We start from the raw sequence: 18,566 nt of genomic DNA, 5'->3' as shown, positions 1-18,566 counted from the left end.
GTGTGTAGCTGATCTGTGATGCTGAGGTTGGATATTGTATCTATTCGCAGGCAAAAAAAGCCCCACTTAAGGGGCTCTTTTGTTTTTTTACGCATTGATACTACGAGAGCGCTCGGCCAGAACTTTTTCTTGGCGGCGGCAGGCACCAGTTAACACTTGTTCAAAAACTTTTTTACGCTCTGCTGATTTAGCGTTGTTAAAAAAATTAGAGAAATCAGTGCTGACTACTTTCTCATCTCTACCTAGTAAACGATTAATCATTTTGGCATTCCCGTTTTATTAGCTCTTGGAGCTGCTCGCAAGTGTACTGCTCTGGAATGTGCGAATCAATAGAGGTTGCCCCATTAATGTAGCGCAGTATAGATTTCTTATGCTCAGCGTAGGCCATGGTTTTTATTAAAATCTCAAGATGGACCATGCTTTTAAACTCAGCTTTCAGCTTGTTTACTACATTCCGAGCTTCGAAATATTGTTCTATAAATGTGTCAGGGTGGATTCGCCGTCCTTCTGTTTTTTCACGAGCTAGCACAAACTCCCAAGCTACGAGAGGGTCTTGGTATACATACAAAATAATGACATTACGGCCTTTATCAAGTGCCCTTTGGATGTTTTTTTTAGCTATTTCGTACTTGGTAAGGGTGCCGTCAAGTATGAAACTTTGTCCGTTTTTTAAAGCGACATCGACAACCTTGTTGACAAGTATTGAGGTTGCGCCTTGGAAAAGATAAGCATTATACCCAGTGTAGTCTTCAAAGTGATCTCGATACCTGTCGGGGTCAATGTGAATTGCCTGGCCGATGACACTAAGCATTTCTTGAGCCGTTTCTGTTTTACCTGCACCCGGAGAGCCTGCCATTAATAGCGTAATAGGATGTTCTTCAGGAGAGAAAATATCTTTATTGGTTTCAGTCTTAGCGAATTGCTTTTTCGTTTTTCTAGCATAAGCGAGTGCTTTTTCAGCTATCAGCTGTTCAGCTTTTGTCTGCATTAAATTTTAACCAGTTTAATCCGTGATTGGGACAACAGAGCAGCTACAGTTTGTTTCATTCGTTTGGTTTCTGCGCTGTTAACGGTTTTATAATTGCTAGTTGGCCATACTGTAAGCTACTTTTAAATACTCTAGAGCATCTAAGAATTTTCTTGCTTGATGCTCTGTTCTGAAAAACACACTCCGAGCCGTTACTCCGGGCTTTATGCGGATGATGACAGCATAGCGATGATCGCGTCCGTTGCGCTTCATAAGCATGCTATCGGCTAAAGAGTTCAGATAAATTCTCTGGCCAGCGCTGACTGTTTTGGTCGTGCTAGTTCCTACAATTAAAGCACTGCCCGCTATCGGACTGGCGGTGCTAATTCCTACACTGTTTGAAATCGTACCATCAGACAAAATGATTGCTTCGCTTGTTACTGCAACGGCTTGTGTTTTTTGTGCACCGTAGTCTTCATAAAAGCCTTGCTCAATGATCGATACTGCTTTGTTCCAATCAAGGTTTCTATCGGAGGGTTGGTACTGAATTTGCGAGTGCCCGCAACCTGCAAGCGCAGTATAAATCAGAGCCATTGCTAAAATTTTACGCATTATAATACCTTCCCTATTGATCGATTGGAGTGGTTTGCTAGATTTACGGATACACAAAAGAGTCACAATAATAAATAAATTTTAGCAAGTTATTGATTTTAAAGTTATTTATAAATTAAAAGTCCAATCCATCATCGGGGCGACAGAGAAGCGGCGGTTTACTGTGTTCATCAATGTTCAGCTCTTTAATAACGACTTGGCTGCTCGGAAGAGCCATTTTGAGGACGTATTGTATGTTAATCGTGCTGTGTTTAGGAGCGAGGTTTAGATTGAATTTATTATCAGGTTGGCAAGCGCGAGTGAGTTCAACTGACTTTGACACAAGAATGCAGGTTCTTATTGCGGGCGAGCCGCCCGCGCTCCCAGAGTGTGCTGAGAAATTTTCAGTGAGTTTGCAGGCTATGGACGTGCTTATTGCGGGAAGCCTAGAGTTAATCGAGAACTTGCATTGCTGTCTGGGAACGCGGGCCGCTGGCCCGCATTAGAGGCTACTAAGTACACAGCAACTTAAGTGCATTTGCCTGTATTCAATGGCGTTTTAATCCAGCTAGCTATTATATTTTATGAGCGACTTTTGTAATCACTACTCCAACGCCAATCTGTCGAGCAAGCCACAAGACCAGCAGTCACTGGGTTGTTATGGATATAGGCGATAGCCGCTTCGAGGTGTGCCTGATTGCGAATAAATCTATCCCAATAGTCGGGTTGCCAGATGGGTAGTGTCGGTTGTTGTCCAGCTAAGTCCAGTTGTTTAGCGATTTTCTTGGCCGTGTAAGATTTCCAGCTCTGGATAATTTTCGAAAGTGAGCTGTCTTCGAACACATGAATTAACAGATGCACGTGATTTGGCATGACGACATAGGCCAGAATCCTGTAGCGCTTTCCAGCAAAGTACAACCAGTTGTCGATTACGATTTTGGCGATGTTAGGGTAAGCCAGCCAACACTGTCCGTAACCTGCACCCAATAGCTGCTCAGTATCAATACGTCTCTTTTCGCTGCCAAGATGAGCTAAGCGTTGCATCACTTCGGTAGGAAGTGCGTCGCCAAGCCGATAGGTAATCATTTGAAATTCAGCCTCTTCAATGTGAGGCAGATAACCGCGACTATGAGCTTCTGGAAGTGTGGTTTTTGCTGATACGTTACCTGCGACTCGTCCTTGAGTTTGCATAGTGATCTCCATGTTTCATTGTTACTTAGCAATATTGAAATTGCTTAGCATGGTCTAGAAAGTGTAGTCGATTTTCTTTTTTGTTGAAGGATCGTGCGGGCAAAGTTTAGATGTGTGTTGATATAAGAGCGTATTGCGGGCGGGCCGCCCGCGCTCCCAGAGTGTGCTGAGAGATTGTAGTGATCCTGCAGACTATGGACGTGCTTATTGCGTGGAGCCTAGAGTCAATCGAGAGCTTGCATTGCTGTTTGGGAGCGCGGGCCGCAGGCCCGCATTGTGCTGAGCATGTGATGCTGCGAATAGAGGATTAGCTTGAATTGATTGTGAGGTAATGAGTCGTCAGGGGTGGCGCTTACCTACGCGCTTGGATGTGAGAAATTATTGCGGGCCAGCGGCCCGCGCTCCTAAGCAGGTCAGGATTAAGCGCTGTACTTACTCTTCAAGCTCACCTTCACCACCAACGGCTCAAGCGCGCGGCAGCAGCAGGGTAGGATTTCGTCTTGGCGCAGGTAGGCTAGCGGGGTGTTGATGTAGTCCACGCTACCCGAACGCAGGGTCACGCGGCAGGCGCCGCAGTAACCGCTGCGGCACTGGTATTCGACCTTGTGACCGGTGCGTTCTAAGCCTTCAAGCAGGGTTTCTGACTCCTCTAAGTGAAAAATTAAATCCTCAGTAATGACTTGCATAACCTTGCTCATTTAAAGCTCGAATTCGCCTAAGTCTTCTGCGGAAACAGTCGAGTTTATTTGGCCAACCAAGTAGGAGCTGACTTCAACTTCTTGCGGTGCAACCTGTACGTTATCCGATACCAACCAAGCGTTAATCCATGGGATTGGGTTGTGCGAGGCATTGCTAAATGCTGGCTCAAGTCCCACTGCATGCATGCGCAAGTTAGTGATGTATTCAATATACTGGTTAAGAATGTCGAGGTTCAGACCAATCATTGAGCCGTCTTTAAATAAGTACTTGGCCCATTCTTTTTCTTGCTGCGCCGCATGCTTAAAAATTTCAACGCTTTCTGCGTGGCAGGAACGAGCCACTTCGGCCATCTCTGGGTCGTCTTGGCCATCTTGCATGATATTGATGATGTGCTGGGTGCCGGTCAGGTGCAGCGCTTCATCACGCGCAATCAGGCGAATGATTTTCGCGTTGCCTTCCATTAAGCGACGCTCAGCAAAGGCAAAGGAGCAAGCAAAGCTGACATAGAAGCGGATCGCTTCGAGCACGTTAACACTCATCATGCACAGGTACAGCTTGCGCTTAAGTTCAAACAAGCTGACTTCGTGGGTTTTGCCATTCAAAGTATGGGTACCCGCGCCGCACTTGTTGTAGAGCATGCTGTAGTGAATCAGGTCATCGTAGTACTTAGAAATATCACCAGCACGCTCAATGATGTGCTGGTTGCGCATAATGTCGTCAAACACCACGGCAGGATCATTAACGATATTACGAATAATATGCGTGTACGAGCGCGAGTGAATGGTTTCTGAGAATGACCAAGTTTCTATCCAAGTTTCTAATTCTGGAATTGAAACCAGTGGCAAGAAAGCAACGTTCGGGCTGCGACCTTGGATTGAATCCAACAGCGTTTGATATTTCAAGTTGCTGATAAAAATATGCTTTTCATGATCGGGCAGATTGCGGTAATCGGTCCGATCTTGAGAAACATCCACTTCCTCAGGACGCCAGAAAAACGACAGTTGTTTTTCAATCAACTTTTCAAAAATAGGATATTTTTGTTGGTCGTAACGGGCGACGTTAACCGGTTGGCCAAAGAACATAGGTTCTTGGAGTTGGTCGTTATCAGTCAGTGAGAAAGTGCTGTATTTCATTCTTATTTACCCTTAAATCTTGCAAGCGCCACCAGCGCAACCATCATCCATATCGCTTTGGCTGTCATCAGCGCCATCGCGTGTGTTTTGGTAGTACAGTGTTTTAAGACCGAATTTGTAGGCTGTCAGTAAGTCTTTTAATAGCTGTTGCATCGGTACACGGCCAGCGTCAAAACGCTGTGGATCGTAGTTGGTGTTGGCGGAAATGGCTTGGTCGACAAACTTCTGCATGATGCCAACCAGGTGTAAATAGCCTTCGTTGTTGGGCATATTCCAAAGTAATTCGTACTTATCTTTGAGCTCGTCATAGCCCGGCACAACTTGTTTGAGGATGCCGTCTTTTGATTGCTTAATGGTCACCAAACCACGCGGTGGCTCAATACCATTGGTCGCATTGGAAATCTGGCTGGAGGTTTCCGAAGGCATTAGCGAAGACAGGGTAGAGTTACGCAGACCGTGTTTAACAATGTCAGCACGCAGTGTTTCCCAGTCTAAATGCAGCGGTTCGTTACAAATGACATCCAAATCTTTCTTGTAGGTGTCGATTGGCAAAATGCCTTGCGCATAGGTTGTTTCATTAAAGGCTGTGCACGGACCAAATTCTTTCGACAGATTGTTCGATGCTTTCAGCAGGTAATATTGCATCGCTTCAAACGTACGGTGAGTCAGCGCATTGGCTGAACCATCAGAGTACTTCAAGCCATTTTTAGCCAAGTAGTAAGCAAAGTTGATCACGCCCACGCCGAGCGTACGACGCTTCATGGTTGCGTTACGTGCGGCTTCCAGAGGGTAGTCCTGGTAAGTCAGTAAGGAATCCAGTGCGCGCACAGCAAGATCAGCGAGGTCTTCAAGCTCATCAAGGCTATCAATGGCGCCTAAGTTAAAGGCTGACAAGGTGCATAGTGCGATTTCTTTATCCGTTTCGTTGATGTTTTCCAGCGGGCTGGTGGGCAGGGCAATTTCCAGGCACAGGTTGGACTGACGAATCGGTGCAACTTTTGGATCAAACGGACTGTGAGTATTGCAGTGGTCAACGTTCTGAATATAAATACGACCGGTGCTGGCACGCTCTTGCATCATCAATGAGAACAGCTCAACCGCGGTCATGGTGCGCTTGCGAATGCTTTCATCTTGCTCGTATTTGACGTACAGACGCTCGAATTCTACTTGATCAGCAAAAAACGCTTCGTACAGGCCTGGCACTTCATGTGGCGAGAACAAGGTGATATTGCCACCTTGAATCAGACGCTGATACATCAGCTTGTTCAGCTGCACACCATAGTCCATGTGACGAACACGGTTTTCTTCCACGCCACGGTTGTTTTTCAGAACCAATAAAGATTCAACTTCCAAGTGCCACATTGGGTAGAACAGCGTTGCTGCACCACCACGCACGCCGCCTTGTGAGCAGGATTTAACCGCCGCTTGGAACAGCTTGAAAAACGGAATACAACCAGTGTGCTGTGCTTCACCACCACGAATCGGACTACCAACGGCGCGAATGCGACCAGCGTTGATACCGATACCGGCACGCAGTGAGACATATTTAACAATCGCTGAAGTGGTGGCGCTGATTGAATCTAAGCTGTCGCCGCACTCAATCAACACGCATGAGCTGAACTGACGTGATGGCGTACGCACGCCCGCCATGATTGGCGTGGGCAGAGAGATTTTGAATAACGAAATGGCATCGTAGAAACGCTTGATGTAGTTCAAGCGGGTGGCTTTTGGATAGTCGGCAAATAAGCACATACCAATCAAGATATACAGCATCTGCGGGCTTTCGTAGACGTCTTTAGTGACGCGATTCTGTACTAAATACTTGCCTTCCAGCTGTTTCACTGCAGCGTAAGAAAAGCTCATGTCACGGCCGTGATCAATGTACTCATTCAGCTCGTCAAACTCAGCTTTATCGTAGTCACGTAAAATATGGCTGTCGTAACGTTCTTCGTTGGTCAGCTTGGTGACGTGATCAAACAAATGTGGCGGCTCAAACTCACCATAAGCGATTTTACGCAGGTGAAAAATCGCCAAGCGCGCAGCAAGGTATTGATAGTCTGGAGTGCTTTCAGAGATCAAATCCGCAGCGGCTTTAATAATGGTTTCGTGGATATCTTTGGTACGCATGCCATTGTAGAACTGGATGTGTGATTTCAGCTCAACTTGCGATACCGAGACATTCTTTAAACCCATAGCAGCCCAATCAAGAACCCGATGGATCTTGTCTAAGTCGATCGGTTCTTGGCGACCATCGCGCTTGGTTACTTTAATGGCTTTAAAGTCTGTCATAATGAGATCCTTATGGTGTTTGTGCGCAATAGTGCTTGAAAATTAAAAATGACTGTTGTAGTGCGCTTGCTTGCTAAAAACACAGCATATTGTGTTTTTGCGTAATAGGAGACGCAATATACTGTGTGGTTTCAGTAATATCAACACACTCATTTGCGGGTTATCAATCACTTTTAAGCTCTAAGCTAGGGACTGTGCGCACTTGCCGAATATTGAAATTTATACAATTAATTTTCTTGCATTTTTGATTTTAAGCAATTTTTCAGTAAGCTAACTGAAGTCGTTTAAAAAGTGATCAATTGTCCTGATGGGTTGACTGACTTTTATACCTTGGGCATTTTTTGAAGGCCGCTTTCTATGCAACAGCTTGAGTTTTTTGAAATCCCCAGCCCTTGCATTGGGGTCTGTGAGGCGAACAATAAAGGCTATTGCAAAGGCTGTTTTCGTTCGCGTGAGGAACGCTTGTACTGGCTCAAATTTAGCGAAGCCGATAAGCGACAAGTCGTGCGTTTATGTTTACAACGCAAAGCCCGCGTCCTAAAAGCTAAAGAAGCTGCTTTGCAAGCAGGCTTGCCGATAGATGATGAGCCTGAGCAAGCGGATATGTTTTAATCCGTGCATCGCTATGTTGCAACGCACCACTAAGACAAATGTAAGCGCTGCACGTCAGGAATATCCATCGCATGGTGGCTGACAATAATCAGCAAACCATCGGCTTGACGCTCACGCAACGCAGCTATCACTTGATAGCTACTGCGGCTATCGAGCCCGGCAAAAGGCTCATCAACCAATAGAATCGGCCGTTTAGCCAGCAATAGACGTGCTAAAGCCACACGACGTGCTTGGCCGCCAGAGATTTGCGCACCGTACTCGCCCAGCGCCGTATCCAAGCCATTCTGCTGTTGCGCCCAATCAGCCAGAGCTACATCAGCAAGCACCTGCCACAGTTGCTCATCGCTGGCCTGTGGATCAGCCAAACGCAGATTATTGGCTAAGCTGCTATCAAAAATATCCAACTGCTGGGGCAAATAACCAATGCACTCATCCAGTTGCCATTGCTCAGCAGGACGTTGGTTGATCAAGTACTTGCCACTGCTTGGCTGCAGCGCATTAGCCAGCACTTTTAATAATGTGGTTTTACCAATGCCGGACGCGCCCGTAATCACCAGCACCTGACCGCTGCGCAAATCAATGTTGATGTTTTCAGGGCCATTTAATGCACCAGCAATACGCGCGCTAAGCTGCTCGGTTTGCAGATGAAAAGGCGCAGCAGGGCGTGTTGTGTCGTCAGTCTCGATTGGTTGAGCTTGATTAATAGGCATCAGCTGGTTGATCCGATCGCGTGCGGCTTGGCTTTGGCCTAAACCAATAAAGCTGCCAGCTAAGGGCACTAATGCTTCATGCACACCCAGTAAAGCCAAAGCCGCAGCCAGCAGCCAAGGCACACTGACTAAATTGCTTTGGACTAAATCCACGCCAAACCACAGTACACAAATCAAACTGATCGCCAGCGCCCATTGCTGCAATAAGCTCAGTAGGCTGATCAGTTGCTGTTGTTTAAGCTGCTGGGTTTGGTACTGCTGATCAGCGATTAAGGTATCGCGTTGTTGGCTTGGCCAGCCTTGCCAAAGAGTCAGCGAGGTCAGTAGCGAGAGGGATTCTAAAAAATGCTCACGGCGCTGCTCTGCGGCAGTCACATCTTCTTGCGCAAGTGTGCGTCCACGCCAAAAGCCAACAGCAGGCACCAGAAGCCAAGCCGCCACTAAACCAAAACTTGCCGCTGCAGCCAATTGCGGGTGTAGCCAGTAAGCAAAGGTTAAGTAACAAACAACGATTAAACTGGCCCAAAACCATGGCGCAACAAACTGCAGCGGGAAACGATCAAGGCGATCAATGTCGGCGACCAAGCGGTGCATGGTTGCTGCCGAACTGGTGCTGTCGAGTGTCGCCGCAGTTTTGCCTAACGTTAGCGCACGAAACACCTGGCTGCGTAAATCTTTTAGCAAGGACAGGGCAGCGTGGTGTGAGGTAACTCGTTCGCCGTAGCGACCTGCCGTACGCACAATGGCGAACAAACGAATTAACGCGGCAGGACGGAAGTAGTCAAAGGTAAAGGAACTGCTAAGGGTTAAACCTGCAATCGCTGCGGCAGTGATAAACCAGCCTGATACCGCCAATAAGCCAATTGCTGAAAATAATGTCAGCGCGCCAAGCAATAACGCCAAGCTCCAGTTGGCCTGACGGCTGCGCAATAGATTGCGTAAACGAATGGGCTTTAGCATGGTTGCTGCTCCTTTGTGGTGTGCAGGGCAGCTAAGTCAAGATGCCGATCAAGCCATTGCAAGCCTTGCCATTGATGACTGACCAGTAGCAAGGTTTTGCCAACACTGAGTTTGTCTAACAAGGTATGAATGGTGGCGCTGGTTTCAGGGTCAAGGTGCGCAGTGGGCTCATCCAGCAACCAGATATGAGCATCACGTAGCAATAATTGCGCAATCGCCAGGCGGCTCAGTTGACCACCGGATAAGCCTAGTCCGCGCTCGCCGAGTTGAGTGTTTAAACCTTGCGGCAGCTTTTCTATCAATGACAGCAAGTCCACCTGGCGCAACACCTCATACAATTGTTGCTCGCTGGCTGCAGGGTTAGCTAAGCGTAAATTCTCCGCAAGGCTGCCGCGCTTAAAATTAGGTTGTTGTGATAAGTAGCCAAGTTGGCCGTGCCAATCACTGCGTAACAGTTGCAATAGTGCGCTTTGATTGACGAGAATCTCACCCTCATAAGGAACAAAACCGAGCAACGCCAACAGCAAACTGGATTTTCCACTGCCACTGACGCCATGCAAACCAATCCGCTCACCGGCTGCAATCTGCAGATTAATGCAAGGTAAGCGTAAGCGTCCGTTGTGCGCAGTGATGCTGACCGCGGTTAACGATAGCGCAGGTGCAGCATCGAGTTGCAGCGGTTGTTGTCCTGGGTGTTGCCATGTGTGCTGCTCTAATAATGGCAGTAATTCTTCAATGGCACCTTCTGCTTCTGCTTTGGCGTGATAGTCGCTGCCAAGTTGACGCAGTGGTGCATAGAACTCAGGGGCTAGCAGTAAAATAAACAATGCACCGGCATAGGGCACAGGAATCACGTCTTTAGCCCAAGGTAAAATACCCAGCAAACCCAAACCCAGGTACAGCGCCACTAAGGCAATGGCTAAGGAAGAAAATAACTCCAAGACTGCGCCGGATAAAAACGCCAAACGCAGCACTTTCATCGTGGTGTCGCGGTATTTTGAGGCCGAACGGTCGATATCTTCTTGAGCTTGATCAGTAGCTTTTAAGTGCTGCAAAGTCGACATGCCGCGTACCCAATCTAAAAAGCGGCTGCTCAATTGGCTCATTGCTGCCATTTGTTGTTGGCTACTGCGACTGGCAGCGCCACCTACCAAAACCATAAACAGCGGCACGAGCGGTGCGGTCATCAGCATTAACCCGGCCGCCAGCGGGCTGTAATAAAAAGCGGCGATGCTAATCAGTAGCGGAGTGATCAAAACTAAATACAGTTGCACGTAATAGCGGCTGATATAACCATCCAGTGCATCCACTTGCTCAAGCAATTGATTGCTTAGTGCGCCATCTGCTCCTAAGGTCTGCCGCTCTGGACCCAGACTGGCTAAGGTGACCAATAAACGCTGACGCAAAGTCGCTCGCGCTCGAAAACTGGCCACTTGTGAGAGGCGTTCGCGAACAAACTGTAAACTCGGCCTTAGGATAAAACACAGAATTAACAACAGCAGCGCTTGGCTACTGAATACATCAACAAGGCCGGTGGAGTTTTGCGTGCTTTTGATGAGTCCAGCAAACAAATGAGCCAGTAGCCAGCTTTGTCCAATAAACACTAGAGTGCCCAACACGGCTAAGAGAAGTGCCAGATGCAGTCGCTTAGTTTCTGGGGCGATCGTATCTTTTAACTGCTTGCGCAGCGTCTTTTTGAGCTGTTGTTCAGATGTTTGCAGAGCCGTATCCACTGAATAAATAGCCTTCTGTTAATGTGCGCACAGATGTGCAGTTTACATCGATGCAAAGCAAACGAGAATATGTCTCAATAATCGCACAGGCTTGATAAGCAACGGTGCGGCATGTTGTCCTGCACCCTCGCAAGTAAAGCTCAAATGTACCCTGAGTCGCGTATTATTCAATGCTAACAGTGTTTCTATTTATACTTAGGTAAAATGTAGAGCATCTTGGTTTTATTGACTGGATGACTCTTTGCGATGTTTAAACTGAAGCTAACTGCTTGATTTGTTAACGCATGCAGATGATAATCATTGCTATTAATAAAACGTCCAGATTAAGGAATCCGTATTCATGCGAGCAACAACTTTACGCTCACTGCTTTTCTGTTGTGCAGTGGTGAGTCCAGTCGTCAGTGCAGCAACGCTGGAACAGGCGTTAAGTGAAAGCGAGAAACTCAGCCAAACCGCGCAAAGCTCGCAAAAACGTATCGAAAGTCTGGATGATGCCAGCCAAGCGATGCTGGAAGAGTACAGCAGTACTTTGGCCAAAGCCAAAGCGCTTGAAGGCTATAACCAACAAGTGGGTGAGCTGATTGCTGCGCAGCATCAAGAGCTGGTCAGTTATCAACAGCAACTCGATGAATTATTGGAAACGGAAGCTGCGGTGATGCCGCAAATGCGCCGCATGGTTGAAGTGCTGGCTGAGTTTATTGCAGCCGATGTGCCTTTTTTACCATTGGAGCGTGCCGATCGCTTAGCTGCGCTGCAAGAGCTGATGCCGCGCGCTGATGTCAGTATGGCGGAAAAATACCGCCGCATTCTTGAAGCCTATCAAATTGAAAGTGATTACGGTTATACCCTGGAAGCTTGGCGCGGTGAGTTAGGCGAGGGGGCCGAGCAACGCAGTGTCGAGTTCTTGCGCCTTGGTCGCGTCATGCTTTATTACCAAACCCCCAATGGCCAAGAAAGCGGTTATTGGAATGCTAAAACGCAAAGCTGGCAAGCACTCGATAGCAGTGTGCGTCGTCCCTTACAAAAAGCCATTGCCATTGCCCGTCAGCAAAAATCAGCAGACTGGTTAGAGCTGCCGATTAAGACCTTAGCACTGGAGGTGCAGCCATGAAACGCTTGTTATGGATAACCTGCGGCCTACTGCTCAGTGTGTCAGTGCAAGCGAATGTCTTAAGTCCTGATCAGTTGCTGGAACGCATTCGTAGCGAAAAAAATACTGAAGAGCAATTGATGCAAGAGCGTGAGCAACATTTTTTACAGACACGTAATCAGCAAGCCCAGTTGTTGGCGCAAGCGAAAAAAGCCTTGGCTGAGCAGGAGTCACGTGCGGCCGCATTAAAATCGACTTTTACCGCGAATGAGCAAGAACTGGCTGATCAAGAGCAACTACTGAAGCAGCAAGTCGGTGATTTGGGTGAACTGTTTGCAGTGGTGCGCCAAAGTGCCGGTGATTTAGCCGGACAGTGGCGCAGTAGCTTGTTAAATGTGCAATTTCCAAAGCGTATTGAGCAGCTTGAACGCTTGTCTAAAAGCCGCGTGTTACCGAACGCAGCACAGGTTGAAAGCTTTTGGCTGACTGTTTTAGAAGATATGACGGCAACGGGACGTGTTGAGCGTGTTGCTGCGCCAGTGATCGGCGTAGATGGTCAGCGCCAAACGCAAGATATATTGCGCGTTGGGCCTTTCTCTGCTTATAACGATCAAGCGTTTTTAACCTTCAGTGAAGGTGATAACGCCTATCGCGCTTTACCTAAGCAGCCATCAGGTCTTGGTCAAGTAAAAAACTGGATTGCTAGCAGCGATGCGGTTGGCCTAATTCCGGTTGACCCGACGCGCGGCTCGCTGGTTGAGCAATTGCAACGTCAGCCGTCGCTGATCGACCGTTTAAAGCAGGGTGGTTTAGTCGGCTGGGTGATTGTGGCGCTGGGTCTGTTTGGTTTTGCTCTGGCCGCGTGGCGTATGTTTGGTCTGATGCAGGTGATTCGCAGTGTCCGCGAGCAAATGCGCAACCTTTCACAGCCCAACAGCAATAATCCGCTAGGACGCGTTCTAAGCGTCTTAGGTCCGAACCCGCAACTGTCTGATTTAGAAACCCTTGAGCTCAAGCTCGATGAAGCGGTGATGCTAGAAGTGCCGCAGTTAGAAAAAGGTCAAGGATTACTTAAGTTGTTGGCTGCGGTTGCGCCTTTACTGGGTTTGCTGGGTACGGTCACGGGGATGATTATTACCTTCCAGGCCATTACCCAAAGTGGCGGTGGTGATTCACGTCTGATGGCCGATGGTATTTCACAAGCCTTGGTCACCACCGTTGAAGGTCTAGTCGTGGCCATTCCACTGCTGTTCTTACACAGTGTGCTCAGCGCGCGCAGTAAAATGGTGGTGCAGTTGTTAGAGCAGCAATGCGTGGGTTTATTAGCTTTGCACATGTCAGGAAAAAAGCGCAGTGAGTAACTGGCAAAGCACCTGGTTTTGGCTGATTGATAGCAGCCATGCCTTACTCGACTTGATGAGTGCTGGCGGCATTGTCATGTGGCTGCTCGCGGCATTGTGCGTGCTGTTCTGGACCTTAGTGCTGGAGCGGCTATGGTACACAAAATGCCAATTCCCACAGTGGGCGAAAGAGCGCCGTAATGCTTGGCAACAACTCTGTGCCGAGGCCGGACAAAACAGCCGCTGGCAGCACGCCGTACGTGCGGCATGGCTGGCACAAGCCCGTGAGCAATTGCTAACGCCTCTGTCGGTGACACGCACGCTGGTGGCGATGTTTCCGTTATTGGGTTTGCTCGGTACTGTCACTGGCATGGTTGCGGTATTTGAAGTACTGGCTGTCAGCGGTAGCGGCAATCCGCGGGCTATGGCAGGTGGGGTTTGGCAGGCGACATTGCCAACACTGGCCGGCATGGTCTTAGCCATTGGTGGATTATTTAGTTTGGCCCGTTTAGAGCGAAACGCTCGACGGGCTTTGGGCCGCTTGGCCGATCAATTGCGTCACGAATAAGGATTAGACGATGAGAATGCGTCGTTACAGTCAGCAAGTGGAAGAGGAAGCGGGCATTGATTTAACACCGATGTTGGATGTGGTGTTTATCATGCTGATTTTCTTCATTGTCACCAGCTCATTTATTAAAGAGTCGGGCATTGAGGTCAATCGTCCGCAAGCAGATACCGCCACAGCGCAAGATAAAGGCAATATTTTAATTGCGGTCACCGCGGATGGCCAAGTTTGGCTGGATAAGCAGGTGGTCGATGTGCGCAGTGTGCGCGCCCATGTTGAGCGCATGCGCCAAGAGCAGCCGGAAGGTGTAGTGGTGGTGCAAGCGGATCAAGATGCTCGCACCGGCTTAGTGGTGCAAGTGATGGATCAGGCGCGCCTTGCCGGTGTGGATGATGTGGTCTTGGCTGCTTCTACGGAGTCGCGTTAATGCGTTGGTTGTGGTCTTTTTTAGCAGCGCTGGCGATTGTCTTGGGCAGCTTTGTATTGATGTTGGTGATGATCTTTCCACCCAAAAGCAAAGTAGAAGAGTCAGCCTTACAAATCGGCCGCTTTATGCCGAAATTGCAGCAAGAGTCCAGTGACCCAAGTCGCTCGCGTCAGCAGATGCCAGAGAAGCCTGTGGAGCCACAACCGGAAACACCGCCAACACAGCAAGCGCCGCAACCACCGCGTACACCACAAATGGCTGCTTTAGATTTAGCCGTACCGCAGCTCTCCAGTAATATCAGCATCAATGCCGCCGCCGCGCCAAGTTTGCAAGGCCTGACCGCGCAAGCAGTCGTGCCGACTGCTCCTGCAGCGCCCGCAGCAACTGCTGCAGCAAGCGCTCCGAGTAATGATGCTGAAGTTATTCCGCTAAATGAAGTCTTGCCTATTTACCCTGATAGCGCCCGGCGACGCGGCATTGAAGGCTACGTGAAGTTGGCCTTTACTATCACCCCTGACGGCAAGGTAGAGAATGTCCGCGTTGTTGAATCGTCACCGGCCAATGTCTTTGATCGTGAAGCACGTAAAGCTGCGGTGCGCTGGCGTTTTGCGCCGCGTACAGAAGATGGTCGTTCGGTGGCGCGTGAAGCGGTAAAAACTTTGCAATTTCGTCTCGAAAAAAGAGGCCGATAAGATGCGACGATTAATTTTAGCGGTATGTGTCTTGGCGTTATCGGCACAAACAGCCTCTGCTGCTGCACAGAGCATTGCACCTGATGTGTTTCGCGCCCTGCAAAATGCCCAAGCCGCGCAGCAAGCGGGTAAGTACACAGAAGCAGAGCAGGCATTAAGCGCGGTAAAAACCAAGCCAGACAGCTTAGAGCAAGCGCTAGTGTGGCGCAGCCAAGGCTACTTAGTCTGGGCGCAAGGGCATAGCAAACATGCCATCAGTCTTCTCGACAAAGCCTTGCGCAGCAATCAACTCAGCGCAGAGCAAGCAGCAGAAGACCGTCTTAATTTAGCCAAACTGAGTTTTTCGGTAAAAAACTACCAGCAAGCACTGCAGTACTTACAAGGCGTCACCGCAACCGATGAAATCTTAGAAATACGCATTCAGTCTTGGCAAGGTTTAGGCCGTTTAGATAAAGCTTTGCCTTTAGCAGACCAGTATTTAAAAGGTAAAAAAACCATCAGTGATAATTGGCTGCAGTTTATGGTCGGCGCCAATGCTGAATTAAAACGCTATGCGCAGGCTGAGCAGTGGCAGAAGCAACTTTTACAGCGTAGTCCTGATCAACTCAATGCTTGGAAACAATTGGCAGCGCTACAGCAGATGGCCGGTCAACACGCTAAGGCTTTGGCGACGCTGCGCACCGCTTACAGTAAAGGCATTACTTTCAAATCGTCTGATCTGGATAGTCTGATTAACCTTGCCTCTGCATCGGAGCAACCTTGGCAAGCTGCGCGATTGTTAGAAGGCATGCTAAAACATGGCATGTTAGCGCGTAACGCTACGAGTCAAGAGCGTCTGGCACAGTTGCATTGGCAAGCACGTGATTATCCAAACGCTGCTCGGCAGTATGCACAACTCGCCAAGCAGACAGGTAAAGGCCAGCACTGGCTGAATCTCGCGCAATTAGAAATCCAACAAGGCCGCTGGGATGCAGGATTACAAGCGCTGACTGCCGCCGAGAAAGCTGGAGCTAATCCACAGCAAGTCCGCGCTTGGCGTGATTGGGCGCAAAGCCGTTTGGCGCTTGAGCAGAAGCACAGCAATCAACTGGCTAGAAAATGAGTCGATTGTAAAAAGCCAGCATGCAAAAGCTGCAGAGGTAATTTCCAAGTTAGCTTAGCGTGCAAGTCCACTGCGCTGAATGTGTTTTATCCCTCAACGAGCCATCAAAGCTCGATTCGGGCGCTACGCCATCTCTGGCTGCACTTGTCATGAACCCAGCGCAGCGTGCTTTGAACAATAACGCTGTTTGCTGGTTTAGCGGCTAGAGTGTTGTGTTGATGGCCTAAAGACCGACCTACATTTTTAAGCTGCAGATCGACTTAGATTCCAGCCGAGCAAAACTAAAATAGAATCTTGTAGAGCACACAAATCCTAGACTGCTGATCAGCTGTAGCGTAGTAAAGCCTTCACCGCCATGGACGGTGGTGTGGAGCCTACAGGGACGTACTTGCGGCGTCTTTACGTAGCTAGAGCTGATGCAGCAAGCTACAAAAGTTTAGCGTAACGTGTTTTGAGCATAGCTTTGCCGCAAGAGCGTCTGGTTTGGTTCAATCTATTACTCGTCGACAGGTTTCAGAGCGCATTGCAGAAGCATGCAGACTTTGAAGCGCTTTATTTACCCGTTGCGAGCATGACTTTGCGGGCCAGCGGCCCGCGCTCCCGGCGATAAGAAAACTGCGGGCCAGCGGCCCTCGCTCTCAAAAGAGAAATGCGTTAGCAATAAAAAACCCCAGCCTCGGCTGGGGTTTTTGTGCAACACACAGTCCTAAGACTGCTAAGCCATGTTAACGATTAAACGTTATCGAACTGGCTCATAGTGTTGTCTTCACCGCTTGCTTTCAGAGCAGCGTCACCAGAGAAGTACTCTTTATGAGTATCACCGATGTCAGAACCCGCCATGTTTTGGTGACGAACGCACGCAATACCTTGACGAATTTCTTTACGCTGAACGCCTTCAACGTAAGCCAGCATACCTTGCTCACCGAAGTAACCTTTAGCCAGGTTGTCAGTAGACAACGCAGCAGTGTGGTAGGTAGGCAGAGTGATCAAGTGGTGGAAGATACCCGCTTCACGCGATGCATCTTTCTGGAAGCTCTGGATGCGAGCATCAGCTTCGTTACACAGATCAGTACCATCGTAGTCAGCGCTCATCAAACGATCACGATCGTATTTAGAAACGTCTTTACCAGCTGCTGCCCAATCGTCAAACGTCTGCTGACGGAAGTTTAGAGTCCAGTTGAATGATGGGCTGTTGTTGTAAACCAGTTTCGCATCAGGAACAACTTTACGGATCTCGTTAACCATTTCAGCGATCTGACCAACGTGTGGCTTCTCAGTTTCGATCCACAGTAAGTCAGCACCGTTCTGTAGTGAAGTGATGCAGTCAAGAACTACACGCTCAACACCAGTGTTCTCACGGAACTGGAACAGACCGCTCGCTAAACGTGCTGGCTTCAGCAGTTTACCGTTTGATTTAACAACAACGTCACCGTTTTCGATTTCGCTTGCATCGTTGATGTAAGTACCATCAAGGAAGCTGTTGTACTGGTCGCCCAAGTCGCCTGGCTCGTTAGTTACTGCGATTTGCTTAGTTAAGCCAGCACCCAAGGAGTCAGTACGTGCAACGATAACACCGTCGTCAACGCCTAATTCTAGGAACGCGTAACGTACAGCGTTGATTTTAGCTAGGAAGTCAGCGTGTGGAACGGTTACTTTACCGTCCTGGTGACCGCACTGCTTTTCATCAGATACTTGGTTCTCGATCTGAATCGCTGCAGCACCTGCTTCGATCATTTGCTTAGCCATCAAGTAAGTGGCTTCTTCGTTACCGAAACCAGCGTCGATGTCAGCAATGATTGGTACAACGTGAGTTTCGAAGTTTTCGATCTGCTCTAACAGAGCTTTTTCTTCAGCAGCGTTGCCAGCTTTACGTGCTTTGTCTACAGCAGTGAACAGAAGGTCTAGTTCACGGGTGTCAGCTTGACGTAAGAACGTGTACAGCTCTTCGATCAAGTGAGCAACAGAGTTCTTCTCGTGCATTGACTGGTCAGGCAGTGGGCCGAACTCAGAACGCAGAGCAGCAACCATCCAACCTGACAAGTAGAGGTAACGCTTGTTAGTGGTTTTCAAGTGCTTTTTGATAGCGATCAGTTTTTGCTGACCGATGAAACCGTGCCAGCAACCCAGCGACTGGGTGTAAACAGATGAGTCGGCATCGTACTCAGCCATGTCTTTACGCATGATGGCTGCAGTGTACTTAGCGATGTCCAGACCTGTTTTGAAACGGTTTTGGATGCGCATACGAGCGGCAGACTCGGGGTTAATCGCGCTCCAGCCATTTCCGGCTTGTTCTTTAAGAGCGGCAATTGCCTTAATTTCGTTTTGATAAGTTGACATGGTCAATCCTTCAAAGAGTAAAGAGTAGAGTGAGTTTGAGCACCGACTGCCCACACACAACCTGCTATCGCTGGAAGTATTAATTGCGGGTTAGCTTCCGCTGGAGTGCCGGTAATTGACTAGAACGT

At 48.6% G+C, this 18,566-nt stretch carries 17 protein-coding genes; 7 read left to right on the top strand and 10 right to left on the bottom strand.

The genetic code is table 11. The features are described 5' to 3' along the window. Positions 1 to 87: 87 nt before the first annotated feature. The 7 genes from H591_RS16010 to nrdA form a co-directional block, all read right to left on the bottom strand. Complete coding sequence (locus H591_RS16010) at positions 88 to 261, bottom strand: hypothetical protein (RefSeq protein WP_022966808.1); 174 nt, start codon at positions 259 to 261, stop codon at positions 88 to 90. Beyond that, a complete protein-coding gene (locus tag H591_RS0109960; protein ID WP_022966807.1) occupies positions 254 to 988 on the bottom strand; it encodes a zeta toxin family protein in 735 nt (244 codons plus the stop codon). Before H591_RS0109960 ends, H591_RS16010 begins: the two co-directional genes overlap by 8 nt. Before the next feature lie 96 nt (positions 989 to 1,084). Beyond that, the gene (locus H591_RS0109955) at positions 1,085 to 1,579 is read right to left on the bottom strand and encodes a hypothetical protein (RefSeq protein WP_022966806.1); all 495 of its coding nucleotides are present in this window, start codon (positions 1,577 to 1,579) and stop codon (positions 1,085 to 1,087) included. 561 nt (positions 1,580 to 2,140) lie between these two features. Further along, positions 2,141 to 2,749 (bottom strand): REP-associated tyrosine transposase, encoded by a 609-nt coding sequence (locus H591_RS0109945; protein ID WP_022966804.1) that lies wholly within the window; start codon positions 2,747 to 2,749, stop codon positions 2,141 to 2,143. Between the two features lie 419 nt (positions 2,750 to 3,168). Beyond that, positions 3,169 to 3,447 (bottom strand): class I ribonucleotide reductase maintenance protein YfaE, encoded by a 279-nt coding sequence (gene yfaE / locus H591_RS0109940; protein WP_022966803.1) that lies wholly within the window; start codon positions 3,445 to 3,447, stop codon positions 3,169 to 3,171. Further along, the gene (gene nrdB, locus H591_RS0109935) at positions 3,448 to 4,581 is read right to left on the bottom strand and encodes a class Ia ribonucleoside-diphosphate reductase subunit beta (protein ID WP_022966802.1); all 1,134 of its coding nucleotides are present in this window, start codon (positions 4,579 to 4,581) and stop codon (positions 3,448 to 3,450) included. Positions 4,582 to 4,593: 12 nt separating this feature from the next. After that, a complete protein-coding gene (gene nrdA, locus H591_RS0109930; RefSeq protein WP_022966801.1) occupies positions 4,594 to 6,870 on the bottom strand; it encodes a class 1a ribonucleoside-diphosphate reductase subunit alpha in 2,277 nt (758 codons plus the stop codon). A 357-nt stretch (positions 6,871 to 7,227) separates the two neighbouring features. Between nrdA and H591_RS0109925 the strand changes: the two genes are divergently transcribed. Beyond that, positions 7,228 to 7,482 (top strand): DUF1289 domain-containing protein, encoded by a 255-nt coding sequence (locus H591_RS0109925; protein WP_022966800.1) that lies wholly within the window; start codon positions 7,228 to 7,230, stop codon positions 7,480 to 7,482. A gap of 29 nt (positions 7,483 to 7,511) precedes the next feature. On the opposite strand, the gene cydC is transcribed toward H591_RS0109925, so the two are convergent. Both cydC and cydD read right to left on the bottom strand, forming a co-directional pair. Continuing rightward, positions 7,512 to 9,152: a thiol reductant ABC exporter subunit CydC gene (gene cydC / locus H591_RS15210; protein ID WP_022966799.1), complete on the bottom strand. Its 1,641-nt coding sequence runs from the start codon at positions 9,150 to 9,152 to the stop codon at positions 7,512 to 7,514. Beyond that, on the bottom strand, positions 9,146 to 10,885 hold the full coding sequence (gene cydD / locus H591_RS0109915; RefSeq protein WP_022966798.1) for a thiol reductant ABC exporter subunit CydD: 1,740 nt from the start codon (positions 10,883 to 10,885) through the stop codon (positions 9,146 to 9,148). The genes cydC and cydD overlap by 7 nt, the downstream gene beginning before the upstream one ends. 340 nt (positions 10,886 to 11,225) lie before the next feature. Between cydD and H591_RS0109910 the strand changes: the two genes are divergently transcribed. Genes H591_RS0109910 through H591_RS0109885 form a run of 6 tightly spaced genes read left to right on the top strand, consistent with a single transcriptional unit; the run spans position 11,226 to position 16,101 of the window. Continuing rightward, positions 11,226 to 11,996 (top strand): DUF3450 domain-containing protein, encoded by a 771-nt coding sequence (locus H591_RS0109910; RefSeq protein WP_022966797.1) that lies wholly within the window; start codon positions 11,226 to 11,228, stop codon positions 11,994 to 11,996. Further along, positions 11,993 to 13,336, top strand: coding sequence for a MotA/TolQ/ExbB proton channel family protein (locus H591_RS0109905; RefSeq protein WP_022966796.1), 1,344 nt, complete (start codon positions 11,993 to 11,995; stop codon positions 13,334 to 13,336). The genes H591_RS0109910 and H591_RS0109905 overlap by 4 nt, the downstream gene beginning before the upstream one ends. Continuing rightward, positions 13,329 to 13,883, top strand: coding sequence for a MotA/TolQ/ExbB proton channel family protein (locus H591_RS0109900; protein WP_022966795.1), 555 nt, complete (start codon positions 13,329 to 13,331; stop codon positions 13,881 to 13,883). The genes H591_RS0109905 and H591_RS0109900 overlap by 8 nt, the downstream gene beginning before the upstream one ends. Positions 13,884 to 13,893: 10 nt before the next feature. Beyond that, positions 13,894 to 14,307 (top strand): ExbD/TolR family protein, encoded by a 414-nt coding sequence (locus tag H591_RS0109895; protein ID WP_028244336.1) that lies wholly within the window; start codon positions 13,894 to 13,896, stop codon positions 14,305 to 14,307. After that, positions 14,307 to 14,999, top strand: coding sequence for an energy transducer TonB (locus H591_RS0109890; RefSeq protein WP_022966793.1), 693 nt, complete (start codon positions 14,307 to 14,309; stop codon positions 14,997 to 14,999). The genes H591_RS0109895 and H591_RS0109890 overlap by 1 nt, the downstream gene beginning before the upstream one ends. A 1-nt stretch (position 15,000) precedes the next feature. Next, positions 15,001 to 16,101, top strand: coding sequence for a tetratricopeptide repeat protein (locus H591_RS0109885; protein ID WP_022966792.1), 1,101 nt, complete (start codon positions 15,001 to 15,003; stop codon positions 16,099 to 16,101). Between the two features lie 732 nt (positions 16,102 to 16,833). On the opposite strand, the gene H591_RS0109880 is transcribed toward H591_RS0109885, so the two are convergent. Continuing rightward, positions 16,834 to 18,438, bottom strand: a complete 1,605-nt coding sequence (locus tag H591_RS0109880) for an isocitrate lyase (protein ID WP_022966791.1) — start codon at positions 18,436 to 18,438, stop codon at positions 16,834 to 16,836. Positions 18,439 to 18,566 lie beyond the last annotated feature (128 nt).

The sequence above is a fragment of the Denitrificimonas caeni DSM 24390 genome (genome assembly GCF_000421765.1).
Lineage (GTDB): Bacteria > Pseudomonadota > Gammaproteobacteria > Pseudomonadales > Pseudomonadaceae > Denitrificimonas > Denitrificimonas caeni.
Note: the sequence above shows the minus strand (reverse complement) of the source record. Positions and strands in the feature narration are given on the sequence as shown.

Excerpts from the sequence above, each read along its gene's own strand:
- H591_RS0109925 (WP_022966800.1), top strand. The coding sequence starts at position 7,228 with ATGCAACAGCTTGAGTTTTTTGAAATCCCCAGCCCTTGCATTGGGGTC.
- nrdA (WP_022966801.1), bottom strand. The coding sequence starts at position 6,870 with ATGACAGACTTTAAAGCCATTAAAGTAACCAAGCGCGATGGTCGCCAA.
- H591_RS0109955 (WP_022966806.1), bottom strand. The coding sequence starts at position 1,579 with ATGCGTAAAATTTTAGCAATGGCTCTGATTTATACTGCGCTTGCAGGT.
- H591_RS16010 (WP_022966808.1), bottom strand. The coding sequence starts at position 261 with ATGATTAATCGTTTACTAGGTAGAGATGAGAAAGTAGTCAGCACTGAT.
- H591_RS0109945 (WP_022966804.1), bottom strand. The coding sequence starts at position 2,749 with ATGCAAACTCAAGGACGAGTCGCAGGTAACGTATCAGCAAAAACCACA.
- cydC (WP_022966799.1), bottom strand. The coding sequence starts at position 9,152 with ATGCTAAAGCCCATTCGTTTACGCAATCTATTGCGCAGCCGTCAGGCC.
- yfaE (WP_022966803.1), bottom strand. The coding sequence starts at position 3,447 with ATGAGCAAGGTTATGCAAGTCATTACTGAGGATTTAATTTTTCACTTA.
- H591_RS0109905 (WP_022966796.1), top strand. The coding sequence starts at position 11,993 with ATGAAACGCTTGTTATGGATAACCTGCGGCCTACTGCTCAGTGTGTCA.
- H591_RS0109910 (WP_022966797.1), top strand. The coding sequence starts at position 11,226 with ATGCGAGCAACAACTTTACGCTCACTGCTTTTCTGTTGTGCAGTGGTG.
- H591_RS0109895 (WP_028244336.1), top strand. The coding sequence starts at position 13,894 with ATGAGAATGCGTCGTTACAGTCAGCAAGTGGAAGAGGAAGCGGGCATT.
- H591_RS0109890 (WP_022966793.1), top strand. The coding sequence starts at position 14,307 with ATGCGTTGGTTGTGGTCTTTTTTAGCAGCGCTGGCGATTGTCTTGGGC.
- H591_RS0109880 (WP_022966791.1), bottom strand. The coding sequence starts at position 18,438 with ATGTCAACTTATCAAAACGAAATTAAGGCAATTGCCGCTCTTAAAGAA.
- H591_RS0109885 (WP_022966792.1), top strand. The coding sequence starts at position 15,001 with ATGCGACGATTAATTTTAGCGGTATGTGTCTTGGCGTTATCGGCACAA.
- nrdB (WP_022966802.1), bottom strand. The coding sequence starts at position 4,581 with ATGAAATACAGCACTTTCTCACTGACTGATAACGACCAACTCCAAGAA.
- H591_RS0109960 (WP_022966807.1), bottom strand. The coding sequence starts at position 988 with ATGCAGACAAAAGCTGAACAGCTGATAGCTGAAAAAGCACTCGCTTAT.